This is a genomic window from Sphingomonas sp. SORGH_AS_0879 (assembly GCF_030819175.1).
GTDB lineage: Bacteria > Pseudomonadota > Alphaproteobacteria > Sphingomonadales > Sphingomonadaceae > Sphingomonas.
In genome coordinates this window covers 4,099,928-4,115,276 of sequence record NZ_JAUTBJ010000002.1, presented here as the reverse complement: position 1 = coordinate 4,115,276, position 15,349 = coordinate 4,099,928, and the positions used below count along the sequence as shown (strand labels likewise).

The 15,349-nt window shown below is 66.5% G+C and carries 16 protein-coding genes and 1 riboswitch; of the genes, 12 read left to right on the top strand and 4 right to left on the bottom strand.

Features of this window, described 5'->3' with window-relative positions:
- Positions 1 to 37 precede the first annotated feature (37 nt).
- The 5 genes from QE379_RS19205 to QE379_RS19185 are packed head-to-tail and all read left to right on the top strand — an operon-like array spanning position 38 to position 4,253.
- Entirely contained in the window at positions 38 to 2,107 is a 2,070-nt protein-coding gene (locus QE379_RS19205; RefSeq protein WP_307002921.1) for a S9 family peptidase, read from the top strand.
- The gene (locus QE379_RS19200; protein WP_307002919.1) at positions 2,083 to 2,688 is read left to right on the top strand and encodes a DedA family protein; all 606 of its coding nucleotides are present in this window, start codon (positions 2,083 to 2,085) and stop codon (positions 2,686 to 2,688) included. Before QE379_RS19205 ends, QE379_RS19200 begins: the two co-directional genes overlap by 25 nt.
- Positions 2,685 to 3,080, top strand: a complete 396-nt coding sequence (locus QE379_RS19195) for a thioesterase family protein (RefSeq protein ID WP_307002918.1) — start codon at positions 2,685 to 2,687, stop codon at positions 3,078 to 3,080. Before QE379_RS19200 ends, QE379_RS19195 begins: the two co-directional genes overlap by 4 nt.
- Before the next feature lie 49 nt (positions 3,081 to 3,129).
- Positions 3,130 to 3,627: a methylated-DNA--[protein]-cysteine S-methyltransferase gene (locus tag QE379_RS19190; RefSeq protein WP_307002916.1), complete on the top strand. Its 498-nt coding sequence runs from the start codon at positions 3,130 to 3,132 to the stop codon at positions 3,625 to 3,627.
- Entirely contained in the window at positions 3,624 to 4,253 is a 630-nt protein-coding gene (locus QE379_RS19185) for an FMN-binding negative transcriptional regulator (protein ID WP_307002914.1), read from the top strand. The genes QE379_RS19190 and QE379_RS19185 overlap by 4 nt, the downstream gene beginning before the upstream one ends.
- A 204-nt stretch (positions 4,254 to 4,457) precedes the next feature.
- On the opposite strand, the gene QE379_RS19180 is transcribed toward QE379_RS19185, so the two are convergent.
- From QE379_RS19180 to QE379_RS19165, 4 genes are all read right to left on the bottom strand, one after another.
- Positions 4,458 to 4,859 (bottom strand): OsmC family protein, encoded by a 402-nt coding sequence (locus QE379_RS19180; protein ID WP_307002912.1) that lies wholly within the window; start codon positions 4,857 to 4,859, stop codon positions 4,458 to 4,460.
- 5 nt (positions 4,860 to 4,864) lie between these two features.
- Positions 4,865 to 7,540 (bottom strand): phosphoenolpyruvate carboxylase, encoded by a 2,676-nt coding sequence (ppc, locus tag QE379_RS19175; RefSeq protein WP_307002910.1) that lies wholly within the window; start codon positions 7,538 to 7,540, stop codon positions 4,865 to 4,867.
- 222 nt (positions 7,541 to 7,762) lie between these two features.
- Positions 7,763 to 8,206, bottom strand: coding sequence for a hypothetical protein (locus tag QE379_RS19170; RefSeq protein ID WP_307002909.1), 444 nt, complete (start codon positions 8,204 to 8,206; stop codon positions 7,763 to 7,765).
- A gap of 18 nt (positions 8,207 to 8,224) precedes the next feature.
- The gene (locus QE379_RS19165; protein ID WP_042485172.1) at positions 8,225 to 8,791 is read right to left on the bottom strand and encodes an HNH endonuclease; all 567 of its coding nucleotides are present in this window, start codon (positions 8,789 to 8,791) and stop codon (positions 8,225 to 8,227) included.
- 95 nt (positions 8,792 to 8,886) lie between these two features.
- Between QE379_RS19165 and gluQRS the strand changes: the two genes are divergently transcribed.
- The 7 genes from gluQRS (at position 8,887) to QE379_RS19130 (ending at position 15,057) form a co-directional block, all read left to right on the top strand.
- Positions 8,887 to 9,738: a tRNA glutamyl-Q(34) synthetase GluQRS gene (gene gluQRS, locus QE379_RS19160; protein ID WP_307002907.1), complete on the top strand. Its 852-nt coding sequence runs from the start codon at positions 8,887 to 8,889 to the stop codon at positions 9,736 to 9,738.
- Between the two features lie 9 nt (positions 9,739 to 9,747).
- Complete coding sequence (locus QE379_RS19155; protein ID WP_307002905.1) at positions 9,748 to 9,975, top strand: twin transmembrane helix small protein; 228 nt, start codon at positions 9,748 to 9,750, stop codon at positions 9,973 to 9,975.
- A 4-nt stretch (positions 9,976 to 9,979) separates the two neighbouring features.
- Positions 9,980 to 10,543, top strand: coding sequence for a cob(I)yrinic acid a,c-diamide adenosyltransferase (locus QE379_RS19150; protein WP_307002903.1), 564 nt, complete (start codon positions 9,980 to 9,982; stop codon positions 10,541 to 10,543).
- A 40-nt stretch (positions 10,544 to 10,583) separates the two neighbouring features.
- Positions 10,584 to 11,855 (top strand): ergothioneine biosynthesis protein EgtB, encoded by a 1,272-nt coding sequence (gene egtB / locus QE379_RS19145; protein WP_307002901.1) that lies wholly within the window; start codon positions 10,584 to 10,586, stop codon positions 11,853 to 11,855.
- Between the two features lie 2 nt (positions 11,856 to 11,857).
- Complete coding sequence (gene egtD / locus QE379_RS19140; protein WP_307002899.1) at positions 11,858 to 12,835, top strand: L-histidine N(alpha)-methyltransferase; 978 nt, start codon at positions 11,858 to 11,860, stop codon at positions 12,833 to 12,835.
- A 200-nt stretch (positions 12,836 to 13,035) separates the two neighbouring features.
- On the top strand, positions 13,036 to 14,019 hold the full coding sequence (locus QE379_RS19135) for a ferritin-like domain-containing protein (protein WP_307003306.1): 984 nt from the start codon (positions 13,036 to 13,038) through the stop codon (positions 14,017 to 14,019).
- 33 nt (positions 14,020 to 14,052) lie between these two features.
- Positions 14,053 to 15,057, top strand: coding sequence for a ferritin-like domain-containing protein (locus tag QE379_RS19130; RefSeq protein WP_307002898.1), 1,005 nt, complete (start codon positions 14,053 to 14,055; stop codon positions 15,055 to 15,057).
- A gap of 157 nt (positions 15,058 to 15,214) precedes the next feature.
- Positions 15,215 to 15,305: riboswitch (TPP riboswitch) on the top strand.
- Positions 15,306 to 15,349 lie beyond the last annotated feature (44 nt).

Sequence of the window (15,349 nt, the reverse complement as noted above, 5' to 3'; positions counted from 1 at the left end):
CCTTCCGACAGGACGTAACCCTAGCTACATCCGGGCGATGACCGAACGCCCCGCGCTGACTCCGCCCATTGCCGAAACCCGTGCCCACAGCTTCACCGCGCACGGGATCACGATCGAAGATCCCTATGCCTGGCTGAAAGACCCCGCTTACCCCGAGGTCGAGGACAAGGATGTGCTCGCCTATGTCGAGGCGGAGAATGCCTATTTCGAGGCGGTCATGGCCCCGCGCCAGCCGTTGATCGACCGGCTGTACGAAGAGATGAAGGGGCGGATCAAGGAGGACGAATCCTCCGTGCCCCAGAAGGACGGCGACTGGCTCTACTGGACCGCGTTCGAGACCGGCGGCCAATATCGCAAATGGTGGCGCAAGCCCGTCGCGGGCGGCCCGGACGAGTTGCTGCTCGACGAACCGGCGCTGGCCGAGGGCAAGGACTATTTCCGGCTGGGTGCCTTCTCGATCAGCAACAATGGCCGTTACCTCGCCTATGCGATCGACGACAATGGTTCGGAACGGTTCGAGGTGCGGGTCAAGGACCTGACCACCGGCGAGCATCTGCCCGACGTCATCCCCGGCATGTTGTCGGAAATCGTGTGGGTCGCGGACGATAGCGGCTTTCTCTACGGTGTCGCCAATGCGCAGTGGCGGACCGACAATGCCCGTTTCCATCGGCTGGGCACGCCGGTCGAGCAGGATGTCGAACTGTTCCATGAAGACGACGAAGGCTATCGCGTCGCCGTTGCCGAAACCTCCGCACGCAACTGGATCGTGATCGCGACTGGTGACCATGTCACCAGCGAGGTGCGCCTCCTTCCGGCCGACAATGTCTTTGCCGAACCGATCCTGGTCGCGCCCCGTAGGCAAGGCCGCGAATATGATGTGGACGAGCATGACGGCACGCTGTTCATCCACACCAACGATGTGGACCCGCAATTCCGCCTGTGCACCGCCTCGATCGAGAACCCCGGCGACTGGCATGAGCTGATCGGGCCGGACCCGCATTTCTATATGACCGGGGTGGAGTGCTATAAGGACTTCTTCGTGGTCGAGGGCCGCGAGGACGGTTTGGACCGGATCGCCATCCATCGCTACGACACGCCGACCGTGCCCCAGCGGATCGAATTTCCCGAGCAAAGCTATACGGCGGGCCTGGGTGACAATCCCGAATATGACGTGTCGGTGCTGCGGCTCGGCTATGAGTCGATGGTCACGCCGGGCACCGTCTATGACTATGACGTGGCGACGGGCGGGATGACCGTGCTGAAGGTGCAGGAAATCCCCTCGGGCTATGATGCCGACAAATACCGGACCGAGCGGCTGAAGATCGCCGCGCGCGACGGAACGTTGGTGCCGGTGTCGATCGTCTATCCGAAGGACTTCCCGCGCGACGGGTCGGGCAAGCTGTTCCTCTATGCGTACGGCGCTTACGGCTATGCGATTCCGCCGGGCTTCTCGACCGGTCGCATGAGCCTGCTCGATCGCGGTTTCGCCTATGCCATCGCGCATATTCGCGGCGGCGACGATCTGGGCCAGCAATGGTATCTGGACGGCAAGCTGGAGAAGCGGACCAACACATTTCACGACTTCGTCGATGTGGCGAAGGGGCTGATCGAGGGCGGCTGGACCCAGGCGGGCCGGATCGCCATCGCGGGCCGCTCGGCGGGGGGCGAGTTGATGGGCGCTGTGGTCAATTCCGACCCCGAACTCTGGGGCGCGGTGATCGCGGACGTGCCGTTCGTCGATGTGCTCAACACGATGATGGATGCCGAATTGCCGCTGACGCCCGGCGAATGGCCCGAATGGGGCAACCCGATCGAGGACAAGGCGGCCTTCGAACTGATCCGCAGCTATAGCCCCTATGACAATGTGAAGCCGCAAGCCTATCCGCCGATGTTCATCTCCGGCGGGCTGAACGATCCGCGCGTGACCTATTGGGAACCCGCCAAATGGGCCGCCCGGCTGCGCGCGACCAAGACCGACGACAACCTGCTGCTGCTCAAGACCAATATGGGCGCGGGCCATGGCGGCAAGTCGGGCCGGTTCGAATCCTTGCGCGAAGGGGCGGAGGAACATGCCTTCGTCCTGTGGCAGATGGGAGTCGAATCCTGAGCATCGAGGCGATCGTCGCACGTTTCGGCGTCGCGGCGATCGCGCTGGGCGCGGGGCTGGAGGGGGAGACGGCGGTCGTCACCGGCGGCATCCTGGCGCATCAGGGGCTGGTCGCCTGGCCCGCCGCGCTGATCGCCGCGGCCATCGGATCGTTCGTCGCCGATCAGATCTTCTTCACCATCGGTCGAAGGTCGCGCGACGGGCGCTGGATCGGCAAGCTGCGCAAAAGGCGGGTCTATGCGCGCGTGACCCATATGATGGAGCGTTATCCGGTCGGCTTCATCTTCGCCTTCCGCTTCCTCTATGGCCTGCGCACGATCAGCCCGGTGGCTTTGGGCACCAGCAAGGTGTCGACCCGGCTGTTCGTCGCGGTCAACGCCGCATCCGCCGCATGTTGGGCGTCGATCTTCACCGGCATCGGTTATCTGTTCGGCGAGGCGTTTCAGGAGCTTGCCGCGCGCTACCGCCCCAGTCCGCGCCATATCCTGATGGCCGCCGCGCTGGTGATGGTCGCCGCCGCGATAGGTTGGGGCGTCCGCGCGCTGTGGCAGAGATACAGGGAGCCGAACGAACAGGGATGAGCCGCTTCTCGATCCAGATCACCGCCGCGCCTGAGCATATCGACGAACTGGGCCATGTGAACAACGCCGTATGGGTCCAGTGGATTCAGGCGATCGCCACCGCGCATTGGGAAGCCGTCGCCCCGCCGGAGCATGTCGCGGCCCATGTATGGGTCGTGACGCGGCACGAGATCGACTATCGTGGCAATGTCGTGGCGGGGGAGACGGTGACGGCCGAAACCTGGGTGCCCGACCCGCCCAAGGGCGCGCGGTTCGACCGGCATGTCCGCTTCCTGGGCGCGGATGGTCAGGTGAAGGTGGAGGCGGTGACCACCTGGGCGCTGATCGACCGCGCGACGGGCCGGTTGCTCCGCGTTACGCCGGAGATCGCCGCCCCCTTCTTCGAGGTTTGACCGCAAGAAGCAGGACGCATCGTCGCCCATGATGCGATAAGGTCGCGCCATGTTGAGCGAATGCACCATGGCCTCGCCGGTGGGCGAGTTGACCCTCGTGGCGAGCGAGCGCGGCTTGCGCGCCGTCCTCTGGGCCGAAGAGCGGGCGGGCCGCGTGCCCTTGCCCGAACGGCGCAGCGACCCGGCCCATGGCATATTGGCCCAGGCGGTCCGCCAACTGACCGACTATTTCGATGGCCAGCGCCGCGCCTTCGACCTGCCGCTCGATCCCGTGGGCACCGACTTTCAGAAGAGCGTCTGGACCGCCCTGAACGCCATTCCTTATGGCGAGACGCGCAGCTACGCCGCGCTCGCCACCGCGATCGGGCGGCCGGGGGCGTCGCGGGCGGTGGGGGCGGCGAATGGCCGCAATCCGCTGTCGATCGTCACGCCCTGCCACCGGGTGATCGGCGCGAACGGCACGCTGACCGGCTTTGCGGGCGGACTGGCGGTGAAGCAGTGGCTGTTGGCGCACGAGCGCGGCGAACCGGCGCTGGCTCTGGCATGAGCTATCCGCCACGTCAGTTTCGGGAAACGCGCGAAGCGGTGTTGCTGGAGGCGGTCGGGGCCATCGGCCTCGCCTCGCTGGTCGTGGTGCGCGACGGCGCGCCCGAGGCGGTTTCACTGCCGATGCTGGCGGTGCCGCAGGGCGATGGTTGGATGCTGGAGGGGCATGTCGCGCTCGCCAACCCATTGTGGCGGCTGGCCGAGGGCGGTTGCGCGGCGTTGGCGATCTTTCAGGGACCGCATGCCTATGTCCATCCCGGCTGGTATCCGGCCAAGCGCGAACATGGGAAGGTCGTGCCCACCTGGAACTACGTCACGGTCCATGCGCATGGTCCGCTATTCTCGACACGCGATCCGGCATGGCTGGCGGCGCATCTCGCGCGGCTGACCGATGCGCGGGAAGCCGGCCGTGATGATCCCTGGTCGCTGGACGATGCCCCGGACGGTTTCATCCAGGGCTTGCAGCGCGGGATCGTCGGGCTGACGCTCCGGGTGGAGCGGCTGGAAGGCATATGGAAGATCGCGCAACATCATGATGACGCGAACCGCCGCGGCGTGATCGCCGGGCTGGCGGCGTCCTCCGACTCGGGCGACCGGGCGATGGCGGAGGTGATGGCGGAGCGGTAGAGGCTTGCGGCGGTTCGCCAGATGGTCGCTGGCCGGCGGAGGATCAATGGCCGTAACGGGGGCCTTGAAGCGACTCCACCCGAAACGGGTGAGAGACCATGCGTAATATTGTGGAGGGGCGCGCCGTGCGAGGCGTCCTTTGCCGAAGCCCCCCTCCGTCAGGCCTTCGGCCTGCCACCTCCCCGTGCCGGGGAGGATCGTCGGTCAGTCCTGCCAGATGATTCGGATCGGCGCGTCGATGCCCAGCACCGCATGGACCGGGCAGGCCGCAGCCGCTGCTTCCAGTCGCTTGCGCTGGCCGACATCGTATCGCCCCGGCACGCGCACCGTCACCGCCATCTTCACGATCCGGCGCGCGGCGTTGCCCATCTCCTTGGTCACGGTCGCGGTCGCGCCCGCCAGTTCCAGCCCGGCGACGCGTCCCGCCATCGCCATGATGCTGAGCACGCAGCCGCCCAGCGACACCGACAGCATGTCGCTCGGCGAGAAGTTCTCACCCCGTCCGCCCAGTTCCTGCGACGCATCCATGACCAGCACTGCGCCATTATCGGGATGTGCGACATGGCAGCGCAGCCCGCCTTCGTAATGAACGACGAAATCCGCCACGACGCTTATCCGCTGTTGCGCAAGGCCGTGGCGATGCCGTTGATCGACAACAGGATGCCCTCGCCGATGCGGGGATCGTCTTCGCCCGCCCGGTGGCGTTTCATCAGCTCGATCTGGAGCAGGTTGAGCGGCTCGATATAGGGCAGGCGCAGGCGGATCGAGGCCTCCAGTGCCGGATTGGCGGACAGCAGTCGCGTCTGTTCGGTCACGGTCAGCAGCCCGTCACGCGCCCGGTGCCAGCCGTCATGGATGCGCCCGAAGATCGCATCGCGCATCGCTTCATCCTCGACCAGCCCGGCATAGCGGCGTGCGATGCCGATATCCGACTTGGCGAGCACCATCTCCATATTGGCGAGCGTCGCGGCAAAGAAGGGCCAGCTCTTCGCCATCTCGGCGAGCAGCGCCTTGTCCTCGAACCGCGCGATGGCGGTGCCGACCCCGAACCAGCCCGGCAGCATGACGCGCGCCTGCGCCCAGCTGAACACCCAGGGGATGGCGCGCAGGTCTTCGATCGCGTCGGATTTCTTGCGGCTGGCCGGGCGGCTGCCGATCTTCAGCCCGGCGATCTCGGCGATCGGGGTCATCTGGCGGAAGAAGGTGCGGAAGCCCTCCGTGCCATAGACCAGATCGCGATAGGTGGTGAAGGCGGTCGCCGACAGCTCCTCCATCGCGGCGGTGAAGCGCGCGTTATCCGCCGCCGACAAACGGTCGGGCTCCAGGCTGGCGAGGAGCGTGGCCGAGGCCATCGCCTCCAAATTGGTCAGCGCGGAGTCGCGTGTGCCATATTTGCCCGCGATCACCTCGCCCTGTTCGGTGATGCGGATGCGCCCCTGCACCGTGTCGTGCGGCTGGGCACGGATCGCGGCGAAGGCGCTACCCCCGCCGCGCCCCACCGCACCGCCGCGCCCGTGGAACAGCTGCATCCGCACGCCCGCCTCCTCGAACACCGGGCGGAAGGCGCTCGATGCCTTGGACAGCGACCAGGTGGAGGTCAGGTAGCCGCCATCCTTGTTCGAGTCCGAATAGCCGATCATCACCTCCTGAGCCCCTCGCGCGCGGACGATGGTGGCGATCTCGGGCAGCGCGAAATAGGCGCGCATGATCTCGGGGCCTGCCTCCAGATCCTCGATCGTCTCGAACAAGGGCACCGCCATGATCGCGGCGGTGGCGGGATTACCGGGGCGGTAGAGGCCGAATTCCTTCAGCATCAGGTTGATTTCCAGCAGGTCGGACACCGACTTGCCCATCGAGACGATATAGTTGGTCAGGCACTTCGGCCCGTATTTGGCATGCGCATCGGCCGCCGCCTGGACGATCGCCAGTTCGGAGCGGGTCTCGTCCGAATAGTCCGCATAATGGCTGAACAGCGGTCGGGCATTGGCCAGTTCGCGGCGGAGCAGCGCGACGCGGGCGTCCTCGTCCAGCGCCAGATAATCCGCCTCGACCCCGGCGACCTTCAACAGTTCGGCGACGACCCGCTCATGCACCGCGGAATTCTGGCGCAGGTCGAGCGTCGCCAGATGGAAGCCGAAGGTCTCGACCGCGCGGATCAGCCGTCCCAGCGCGCCACCGCTCGCCAGCGCCCCGTCACCGCGGGCCGCCAGCCCGCGCGCGATCGCGACCAGATCGGTGCGCAGCGCCTTGGGATCGGGATAGGGCTCGCCGGTCAGCCGACCGGGACGCGGCGGGGTCTTGCCGGTCAATTTCTGATGGGTCGCGGCGAGGCGGGCATAGATGCCCGACAGCGCACGGCGATAGGGCTCGTCCGAGCGGCTGAGCGCATCGTCGCCGCTCGCATCGGCCAAGGCCAGTACCGCCGCGTCCACCTCGGCATGTTCGGTCGAGATGGACAGCTCGGCGCCCAGCGCGTGGACCGCCTCGCAATAATGGGTCAGCACCGCGTCCGCCGCCTGGGCGAGCGCGGTGGTCAGCGATTCGGCGGTGACGAAGGGATTGCCGTCGCGGTCGCCGCCGATCCACGAACCGGGCCGCAGGAAGGCGGGCACGCGCGCGCCGAACGCCTTGTCCCAGCGCTGATACAAGGCGGGTAGCACCGGCAGGAACACGTCGCGCAGATAGGACAGCGCCGTCTCCACCTCGTCGGTGACGTACAACCGCTCGCGCCGCAGCACACGGGTCTGCCACAGCAATGCGATCTGGCGGCCGATCGCGGCCTCCACATCATCGCCATCGGGCGTCACGTCGCGGCCCGCATCGCGCATCGCCAGCAGTTCGGCGATGCGGTTGCGGTGGTCGATCATGCTCTTGCGCCGCACCTCCGTGGGGTGCGCGGTCAGCACGGGAACGACCAGCGCACGGGCCAGCAACTCCATCGCCGCCTCGCGGTCGATGCCCTTGTCAGCCAGCGTCTCCAGCACCTCAGCGATATCGGTGCCCGGCTCGCGCGCGATGCCCTGGCGATCCTCGGCCAGATTGGCGAGCATCGAGAACAGCATGAAGCCGCGCACGAAATCCAGCGTCTCGTCCAGCGCCAGCTTTTCCAGTTGTAGATCGACCTCGGCATCGTCGCCCAGGCCGCGGTGGCGATTGACCGAGGCGCGGCGAATGGCCTCCGTCGCCTCGAACAGCGCATCGCCGCCATAGCGGCGGATCACGTCACCCAGTTGCGCGCCCAGAAAGCGGATGTCGGCATTGTTGGCGATAGGAGGCAAGGTCGTCATAGGCGCCATTGCTGCAACGCAATAGCTTGGGCGTCAACCGATTGCCGTGCGTAATTTTGGTATAATATTATTCGATAATGCGTGTCGGTAGTTGCGTTTCACGGGGCTCGGCAGCGTGGCGAAGGCGGCATCGTGCGAGCCCGACAAGTGTGAGGTCCGTAATTCCGGGCTGTTGGGCATCGCCGCTGAAATTCCGCGCCGACAGATGATGAGTTGATACCCTTAATTCGTATTCCCTGGCGCACCCGCGCCCGTCGCTACCGGATTGCTCGGCGTGGCGGGGCGTTCGGTGCGCGAGGCTTCGCGTTCCTCCGACGTCACCGTGCCGTCGCGGTTCAGGTCCATCCGGTCGAACCGGGCCAGCATCCCCTCGAAAAATTCGCTCTCGGTGATCTCGCCGTCCTTGTTGCGGTCGAGTTCCCACAGCCGGGAATTGGTGCTGGGCATTTCATCGGGCGTGATGATGTCGTTGCCGTCGCGATCCAGTTCGCGGAAGCGGCGCGCCATCATGCCTCCGAAATCGACCCGCGACGTCACGGAAGGCGGCACGAACCCGGCCTTGGCGGCGGCGCGATCGGCCTCGGCGCGGTTTTCCTCCTTCTTTCCACAGGCGGTGGTCGCGGCCATCAACGCCGTCAGCCCCAGGCCCATCGCCCATGCACGCATTCGACACTCCCAGCTTCGTTACGCTTCCAACTCAACGTCCCAGTACAGCCAGTCGTGCCATGTTTCATGCAGATAATTGGGCGGGAAGCTGCGGCCATGTTCCTGCAAATGCCAATTCGTCGGGCGGATCGGCTCGATATGCAGCGGCATCGCGGCCTGGCGCGGGGTGCGCCCGCCCTTCTTCAGATTGCAGGGGGCACAGGCGGTGACGACATTCTCCCAGGTCGTCCGCCCGCCCTGTGCGCGGGGGATGACATGGTCGAAGGTCAGGTCGCGGTGCGATCCGCAATATTGGCAGGAGAAGCGGTCGCGCAGGAACAGGTTGAAACGGGTGAAGGCCGGGAATTGCGACGGCTTCACGAATTGCTTGAGCGCGATGACCGAGGGCAGCTTGACCTTGGCGGTCGGGCTGCGCACCTCACGCTCATAATGGGCGACGATATCCACCCGGTCGAGGAACACGGCCTTCACCGCGGTCTGCCAGGGCCAGACCGACAGCGGATAATAGGACAGCGGCGTATAATCGGCGTTCAGCACGAGAGCCGGACAGGAGTCCGGGTGTCGGATCAAGTCGGGATGAAACACAGCTCCTCCCTTCGCGGTACTGCTGCGCCTTTCGCCCAGCAGCGTGACATGGCTATGACAGCATGGGACGGGAATCGCGGTCAAGAGGCTGGGCGATGAGCGGAGTGCGACCCGTGACGCGTTTTGCGCCGAGCCCGACCGGGCGGCTGCATCTGGGCCATGCCCTGTCGGCGGTGCGCGCGCATGATCTGGCGCGGGCGGGGGGCGGCCGTTTCCTCCTGCGGATCGAGGATATCGACGGCACCCGCAGCCGCCCCGAGCATGTCGAGGCGATTCTTCGCGATCTGGAATGGCTGGGCCTGGAATGGGACGATCTGTCCTTCCAGTCCGAACGACTGGACCTGTATGCGGCGGCGCAGGCGCGGCTGGCCGACTTGCTCTATCCCTGTTTCTGCACCCGCGCCGAGATCGCCGCCAGCCTGTCCGCGCCGCATGGACCTTCGCCCATTTATCCCGGCACCTGCCGTCATCGGTCCGCCGAGGAGCGCGCCGCGCGGATGGCGGAGCCGCATGGCTGGCGGATCGACATGGCGCGTGCGGCGGCGCTGGCAGGCCCGCTGGACTGGCATGACGAAGGGGCGGGTGCAGTCGTCGCCGATCCGCTGAGCCATGGCGACGTGATCCTGGCGCGCAAGGACGCGCCCGCCAGCTATCATCTGGCGGTGACGGTGGACGATGCGGCCCAGGGCGTGACCGATGTGGTGCGCGGGGTCGATCTGTTCGAGGCGACCCATGTCCATCGGCTGCTCCAGGCGCTGCTGGGCCTGCCGACGCCGCTCTATCACCACCATCCGCTGATCGTCGGCGCGGACGGCCAGCGTCTGGCCAAGCGCCACGGCGCGCCCGCGCTGGCGGCGATGCGAGAGGACGGGGTGGACGGCCGCGCGCTGGCGGATGCGCTGCGCCGCAATATGCTTCCCGCTGGATTTCGGCTGGGGGAGGCGTAAGCTTCGGGCATGAGCACTTTTCTCGTGATCCTGCTGATCGCCGCGATGATCGCCACCGTCGTCGCGCTGGTGCGTGGCATCATCTCCTTCCTTCAGGAAGCGACCGCCGAGGCGAAGGGGGAGGGGCCGACCGCGTCGCAGCTCAAGTCCAACCGGATGATGCAGCAGCGCATCTTCTTCCAGGCGCTGGCGATCACCGTCGTCGTGCTCTTGCTGTTCATGGCGGGGCGGACCTGATTCCTTGGTCAAGCTGACGAAAATCTACACCCGCACCGGCGATACGGGCACCACCGGGCTGGTCGACGGATCGCGCCGGTCCAAGGCCGAGCCCCGCATGGTCGCGATCGGCGAGGTGGATGAGGCGAACAGCGCGATCGGCGTCGCGCTGCTGTCGATCGAGGGGACGCTTCACGAGCAATTGACGCGCATCCAGAACGATCTGTTCGACCTGGGCGCCGACCTCGCCACGCCGGGGGAGATCGAGGGGGCGCTGCGTATCCTGCCCGAACAGGTCGCGCGGCTGGAGGCGGAGATCGACGCGATGAACGCGACGCTGTCGCCGCTCACCAGCTTCATCCTGCCCGGCGGCACATCGGCGGCGGCGCATCTGCATCTGGCGCGTGCGATCGCGCGGCGCGCCGAGCGGGCTGGGGTCGCGCTGGGTGAGCAGGAGGCGATCAACCCGTCCGCGCTCGCCTATCTCAACCGTCTGTCGGACTGGCTGTTCGTCGCCGCGCGCGCGGTGAACCAAAACGGCGCGTCGGACGTTCTTTGGGTTCCAGGAGGGGTGCGAACGACACGGTAAAGGGCCGGTCGCTGTTCCCCGCAATCCGGGGAGCACCCGAATGCCGACTATCGTCCCGTCCTCCGCGACGGCGCCGACGCCTGCTCATCGACTGGCATCCCGTTATCGCGCGGTCCGGGGGCTGACCCTGTCGCTGGCCGAGCCGCTGTCCGACGCCGATGCGACGGTGCAGTCCATGCCCGACGCCTCGCCCGCCAAATGGCATATGGCGCACACGACCTGGTTCTTCGAAACCTTCGTGTTGCGCGATCATGTGCCGGGTTATCAACTGCACGACCCGCGCTTCCCGTTCCTGTTCAACAGCTATTACGAGGCGGAAGGAAAGCGCCATGCGCGGCACCGCCGGGGGATGATCACCCGCCCGACGCTGGACGAGGTGCGGGCGTACCGGGCGCATGTCGATGACGCGCTGATGGCGGCGATGCCCGATCTGCCCGAGGCGGCGCTCGAACTGGTCGCGCTGGGGTGCCACCACGAGGAGCAGCATCAGGAATTGTTCGTCACCGATATCCTGCATCTCTTTTCCGAAAACCCGCTCGAACCCGCGCTCTACGCGCCCCGGCCCAAGACCCCGGTCGCCATGCCGGGGCCGATCGGCTGGATCGAGGGGCGGCAGGGGATCGTGCAGGTCGGCCATGACGGACAAGGTTTAGCCTTCGATTGCGAGGGGCCGCGCCACGACGCGCTGCTCCATCCGCACGCCGTCGCCGACCGGACCGTCACCAATGCCGAATGGATGCGCTTCATCGAGGATGGCGGCTATCGCGATCCGCGCCTCTGGCTGTCGGACGGCTGGGCCTGGGTGAAGGCAGAGGGCATCGCCGCACCGCTCTATTGGGAAGAACGCGACGGCGGCTGGACCCGTTTCGGGCTGGACGGGCGGCGCGCGATCGACCCCGCCGCGCCCGTCACTCACGTCAGCTTCTACGAGGCCGATGCCTATGCGACCTGGGCGGGCGCGCGGCTGCCGACCGAGATGGAATGGGAAGCGGCGGCGACCGCGCACGACGCCTCCGCCGGCAACCAGATGGACGCCGCCGGCGCGATCGAGCCGCGCCCGGCCACCGAGGGGCCGGCCTTTTTCGGTGATGTCTGGGAATGGACCGGCAGCGCCTATCGCCCCTATCCCGGCTTCCGCCCCGTCGAGGGCGCGGTCGGCGAATATAACGGCAAGTTCATGAACGGGCAGTTCGTCCTGCGCGGCGGCAGTTGCGCGACGCCGCGCGGCCATGCGCGCGCCAGCTACCGCAACTTCTTCTATCCCCATCAGCGCTGGCAATTCACCGGCGTCCGTCTGGCAAAGGACCTGTAACCATGCTGAAGCCCGAGATCGAGGACGGTCAGATGTCGCTTGCCGACCCCGCCTTCCGCGCCGATGTGCTGGCCGGGCTGGAGCGTCGCCCGCGCGCCATTCCCGCCCGCTGGTTCTATGACCGCAAGGGGTCGGAACTGTTCGAGGCGATCACCGACCTGCCCGAATATTATCCCACCCGCGCCGAAACCGCGATCCTGAAGACCATCTGCCCCGATCTGATCCGGCATGTCGGCAAGGGGCGCGCGGTGGTCGAGTTCGGATCGGGCTCATCGACCAAGACGCCGGTGCTGCTCCGCTGCGTCGAGCCGTCCGCCTATGTACCGATCGACATTTCGGGCGATTTCCTGCGCGACTCCGCGCGCAACCTGCAACAGGCCTTCCCGGACCTGCCCATCCATCCGCTGGAGGGCGATTTCATGCGCCCGTTGGCGCTCCCTGCCATGGTCGCCGACGCGCCCAAGCTGGGCTTCTTCCCCGGATCGACCATCGGCAACATGACCCCGGCCATGGCGACCGACCTGCTGCGCGCGATGCGCGGCTCGCTGGGCGAGGGGGCGATGCTGTTGATCGGGATGGACCGGGCCAAGTCGAGCGAGGTGCTGGTCCCCGCCTATGACGATGCGCAGGGGGTGACGGCGGCGTTCAACCGCAACCTGCTCGACCGGATCAATCGCGAGCTCGACGGCACCATCCCGGTCGACGCCTTCCGCCACCGCGCGGTGTGGAACGACGATCGCTCGCGCATCGAAATGCACCTGGCCGCCGAGCGGGACGTCGACTTCACCATCGAGGGCCGCCCCTTCGCCATGGCGGCGGGCGAGACGATCCATACCGAGAACAGCCACAAATATGGCCCGCGCGATGCCAAGATCCTGTTGCGTGCGGGCGGCTGGACGCCGGTGGCGCAGTGGAGCGACCCGGACGACCTGTTCGCCGTCTATCTTGCCGAGGCGCAATCGGTCCGTCTCGCGCCATGACCGGCCTGTCGGCATAAGATTTTCGGCAAAACGCTTTTTTTTAAAAAAGCTGCGTCTTTTTTGGGTGGATGACGTTTCGCTTCATGGTCCGGCTGAAAACCTAGATCAAGGAAAGTTCTCGGCCATGCCCCTTTGTGAGCTCTTCTGACGGTTACCTAAATACAGAAGAGCTCATCTTGGTTCCTTTAGGGAGGAGCATGATGACGGAAAGCGCACAACTGCTCGACGCGTTCGACGCGCGGGCCGAGCGCCGCAATCTGCGGCGCGATTTCTTCAAACTCGCGGTCGGAGCGGCTGCTGCCGGAGCGACCGCCTTCACCCTGACCAGCAAGGCCGGGGCACAGGCGGCGATCACCGATACCGACATCCTGAACTTCGCGCTGAACCTCGAATATCTCGAGGCGCAATTCTATGCCTATGCCGCCAACGGCGCGGGCCTGCCCGCCAGCCAGTTGACGGGCACGGGCAACCAGGGTGCGGTGACCGGCGGCGCGCAGGTCAATTTCGCCACCGGCAACGGCGACGACGCGATCATCGGCCAATATGCGCGAGAGATCGCCGCCGACGAGGCCGCCCATGTCGCCTTCCTGCGCACCGCGCTGGGCAGTGCGGCCGTCGCGCAACCGGCGATCAACATCTCCGGCGACGCCAATGGTCCGTTCACGGCGGCGGCGCGCGCGGCGGGCGTGGTCGGTGCCACCGAAACCTTCAACCCCTATGCCTCGCCGACCGCGTTCCTGCTGGGCGCCTATATCTTCGAGGATGTCGGGGTGACCGCCTATAAGGGCGCCTCGCCGCTGATCAGCAACAAGACCTTCCTCCAGGCCGCGGCGGGCATCCTGGCGGTCGAGGCCTATCATGCCGCGATCGTTCGCACGACGCTCTACGGCCTGGGCTATGACATGAACAACCCGCAGCCCTCGCTGATCACCGCGGCAGGCCGCATCTCGGACGCGCGCGACAGCCTCGACGGCTCGACCGACCTCGACCAGGGGATCGCGCAGACGACCGTCAACGGTCAGCTGGTGTCGAACATCGTGCCGCTCGACAATAACGGCATCGCGTTCAGCCGGACGCCGCAGCAGGTGCTCAACATCGTGTATCTGAACAATGCGGCGGCGACGCTCGGGGGTTTCTTCCCGGCGGGCGTGAACGGCACCCTGCGCGCCAGTGCGGCGAACTGATCCCTTTTTCCTCGTTTCGAGAGGATTATCATCATGAGCGAAGAACGCTTCATTCTCGATGTCATTGACGAAGCCTCGGCCAAGCGCCGGGCCGATCGCCGCCGTTTCATGCGCATGGCCGCCGGAGCGGGGGCCGTGGGCGGACTGGCGATGCTGGGCGCCTGCAACAATGACGATGACGACGTGATCGTCGTCCCCACCCCGACGCCGACCGCCAGCCCGACCGGGTCGGTCACCGATGCCGATGTGCTGAACTTCGCGCTCCAACTCGAATATCTGGAAGCGCAATTCTACAGCTATGCCGCCTTCAATACGGGCCTCGCCGCGTCGTTCCAGACGGGGACGGGCACGCAAGGGGCGGTCGCGACCGGCACCAGCGGCCAGCCGCGCGGGGTCGCGTTCAAGGACCCGATCGTCGCGCAATATGCGCGCGAGATCGCTCTGGACGAGATCGCGCACGTCAACTTCCTGCGCACCGCGCTCGGCACCTCGGCGGTGGCGCAACCGGCGATCAACCTGTCGGGCGATGCCAATGGCGCCTTCACCGCGGCGGCGCGTGCCGCCGGCGTGATCGCGGCGGACGCGACCTTCGATCCTTACGCCTCGGACGAGAATTTCCTGCTCGCCGCCTATATCTTCGAGGATGTCGGGGTGACCGCCTATATGGGCGGTGTCACCCTGTTGACCAACAAGACCTATGTCGAGGCGGCGGCGGGCATCCATGCGGCGGAGGCCTATCATGCCGGGCTTGTCCGCTCGGTCCTGTATCGCAAGGGGCTGACCACCGCCGCCGGACAGATCTCCGACGCGCGCGACAGCCTGGACGGCTCGGCCGACCTCGATCAGGGCATCGTCGCGACGGTCAACGGCACGCAGGTGGCGAACATCGTTCCCGCCGATTCCAATGCGATCGCCTTTCCCCGCACGCCCGGCCAGGTGCTGAACGTCGTCTATCTCAACAAGGCGGCGGTGACCGGCGGGGGCTTCTTCCCCAACGGCCTGAACGGCAACGTCCGGACCAGCGCCGCCAGCGGATAAGCACCGATCCTCTTCACGGTCCTTGCCCCGATCGGCCCTAGTCCCCTGGCCGGTCGGGGTTTTTTTGTCGCCGCGCCGTGCCCCTATCCGGGCGGGTCATGGCGCGGCAAAGCAAAACCCCTTCTTATCCGCCGTAAAACCGCTTATGCTGCGCCCATCCCCGGGGGAGCGCTGGCCTGCGCTTGAGAGGGGGGCAGGAGCCCCCGACCCGCTGAACCTGATCCGGCTGACACCGGCGTAGGGAGGGAGCGGCCCCATCTCTCATGGTCCGTTTCCTCCGCATGGAGTGGAC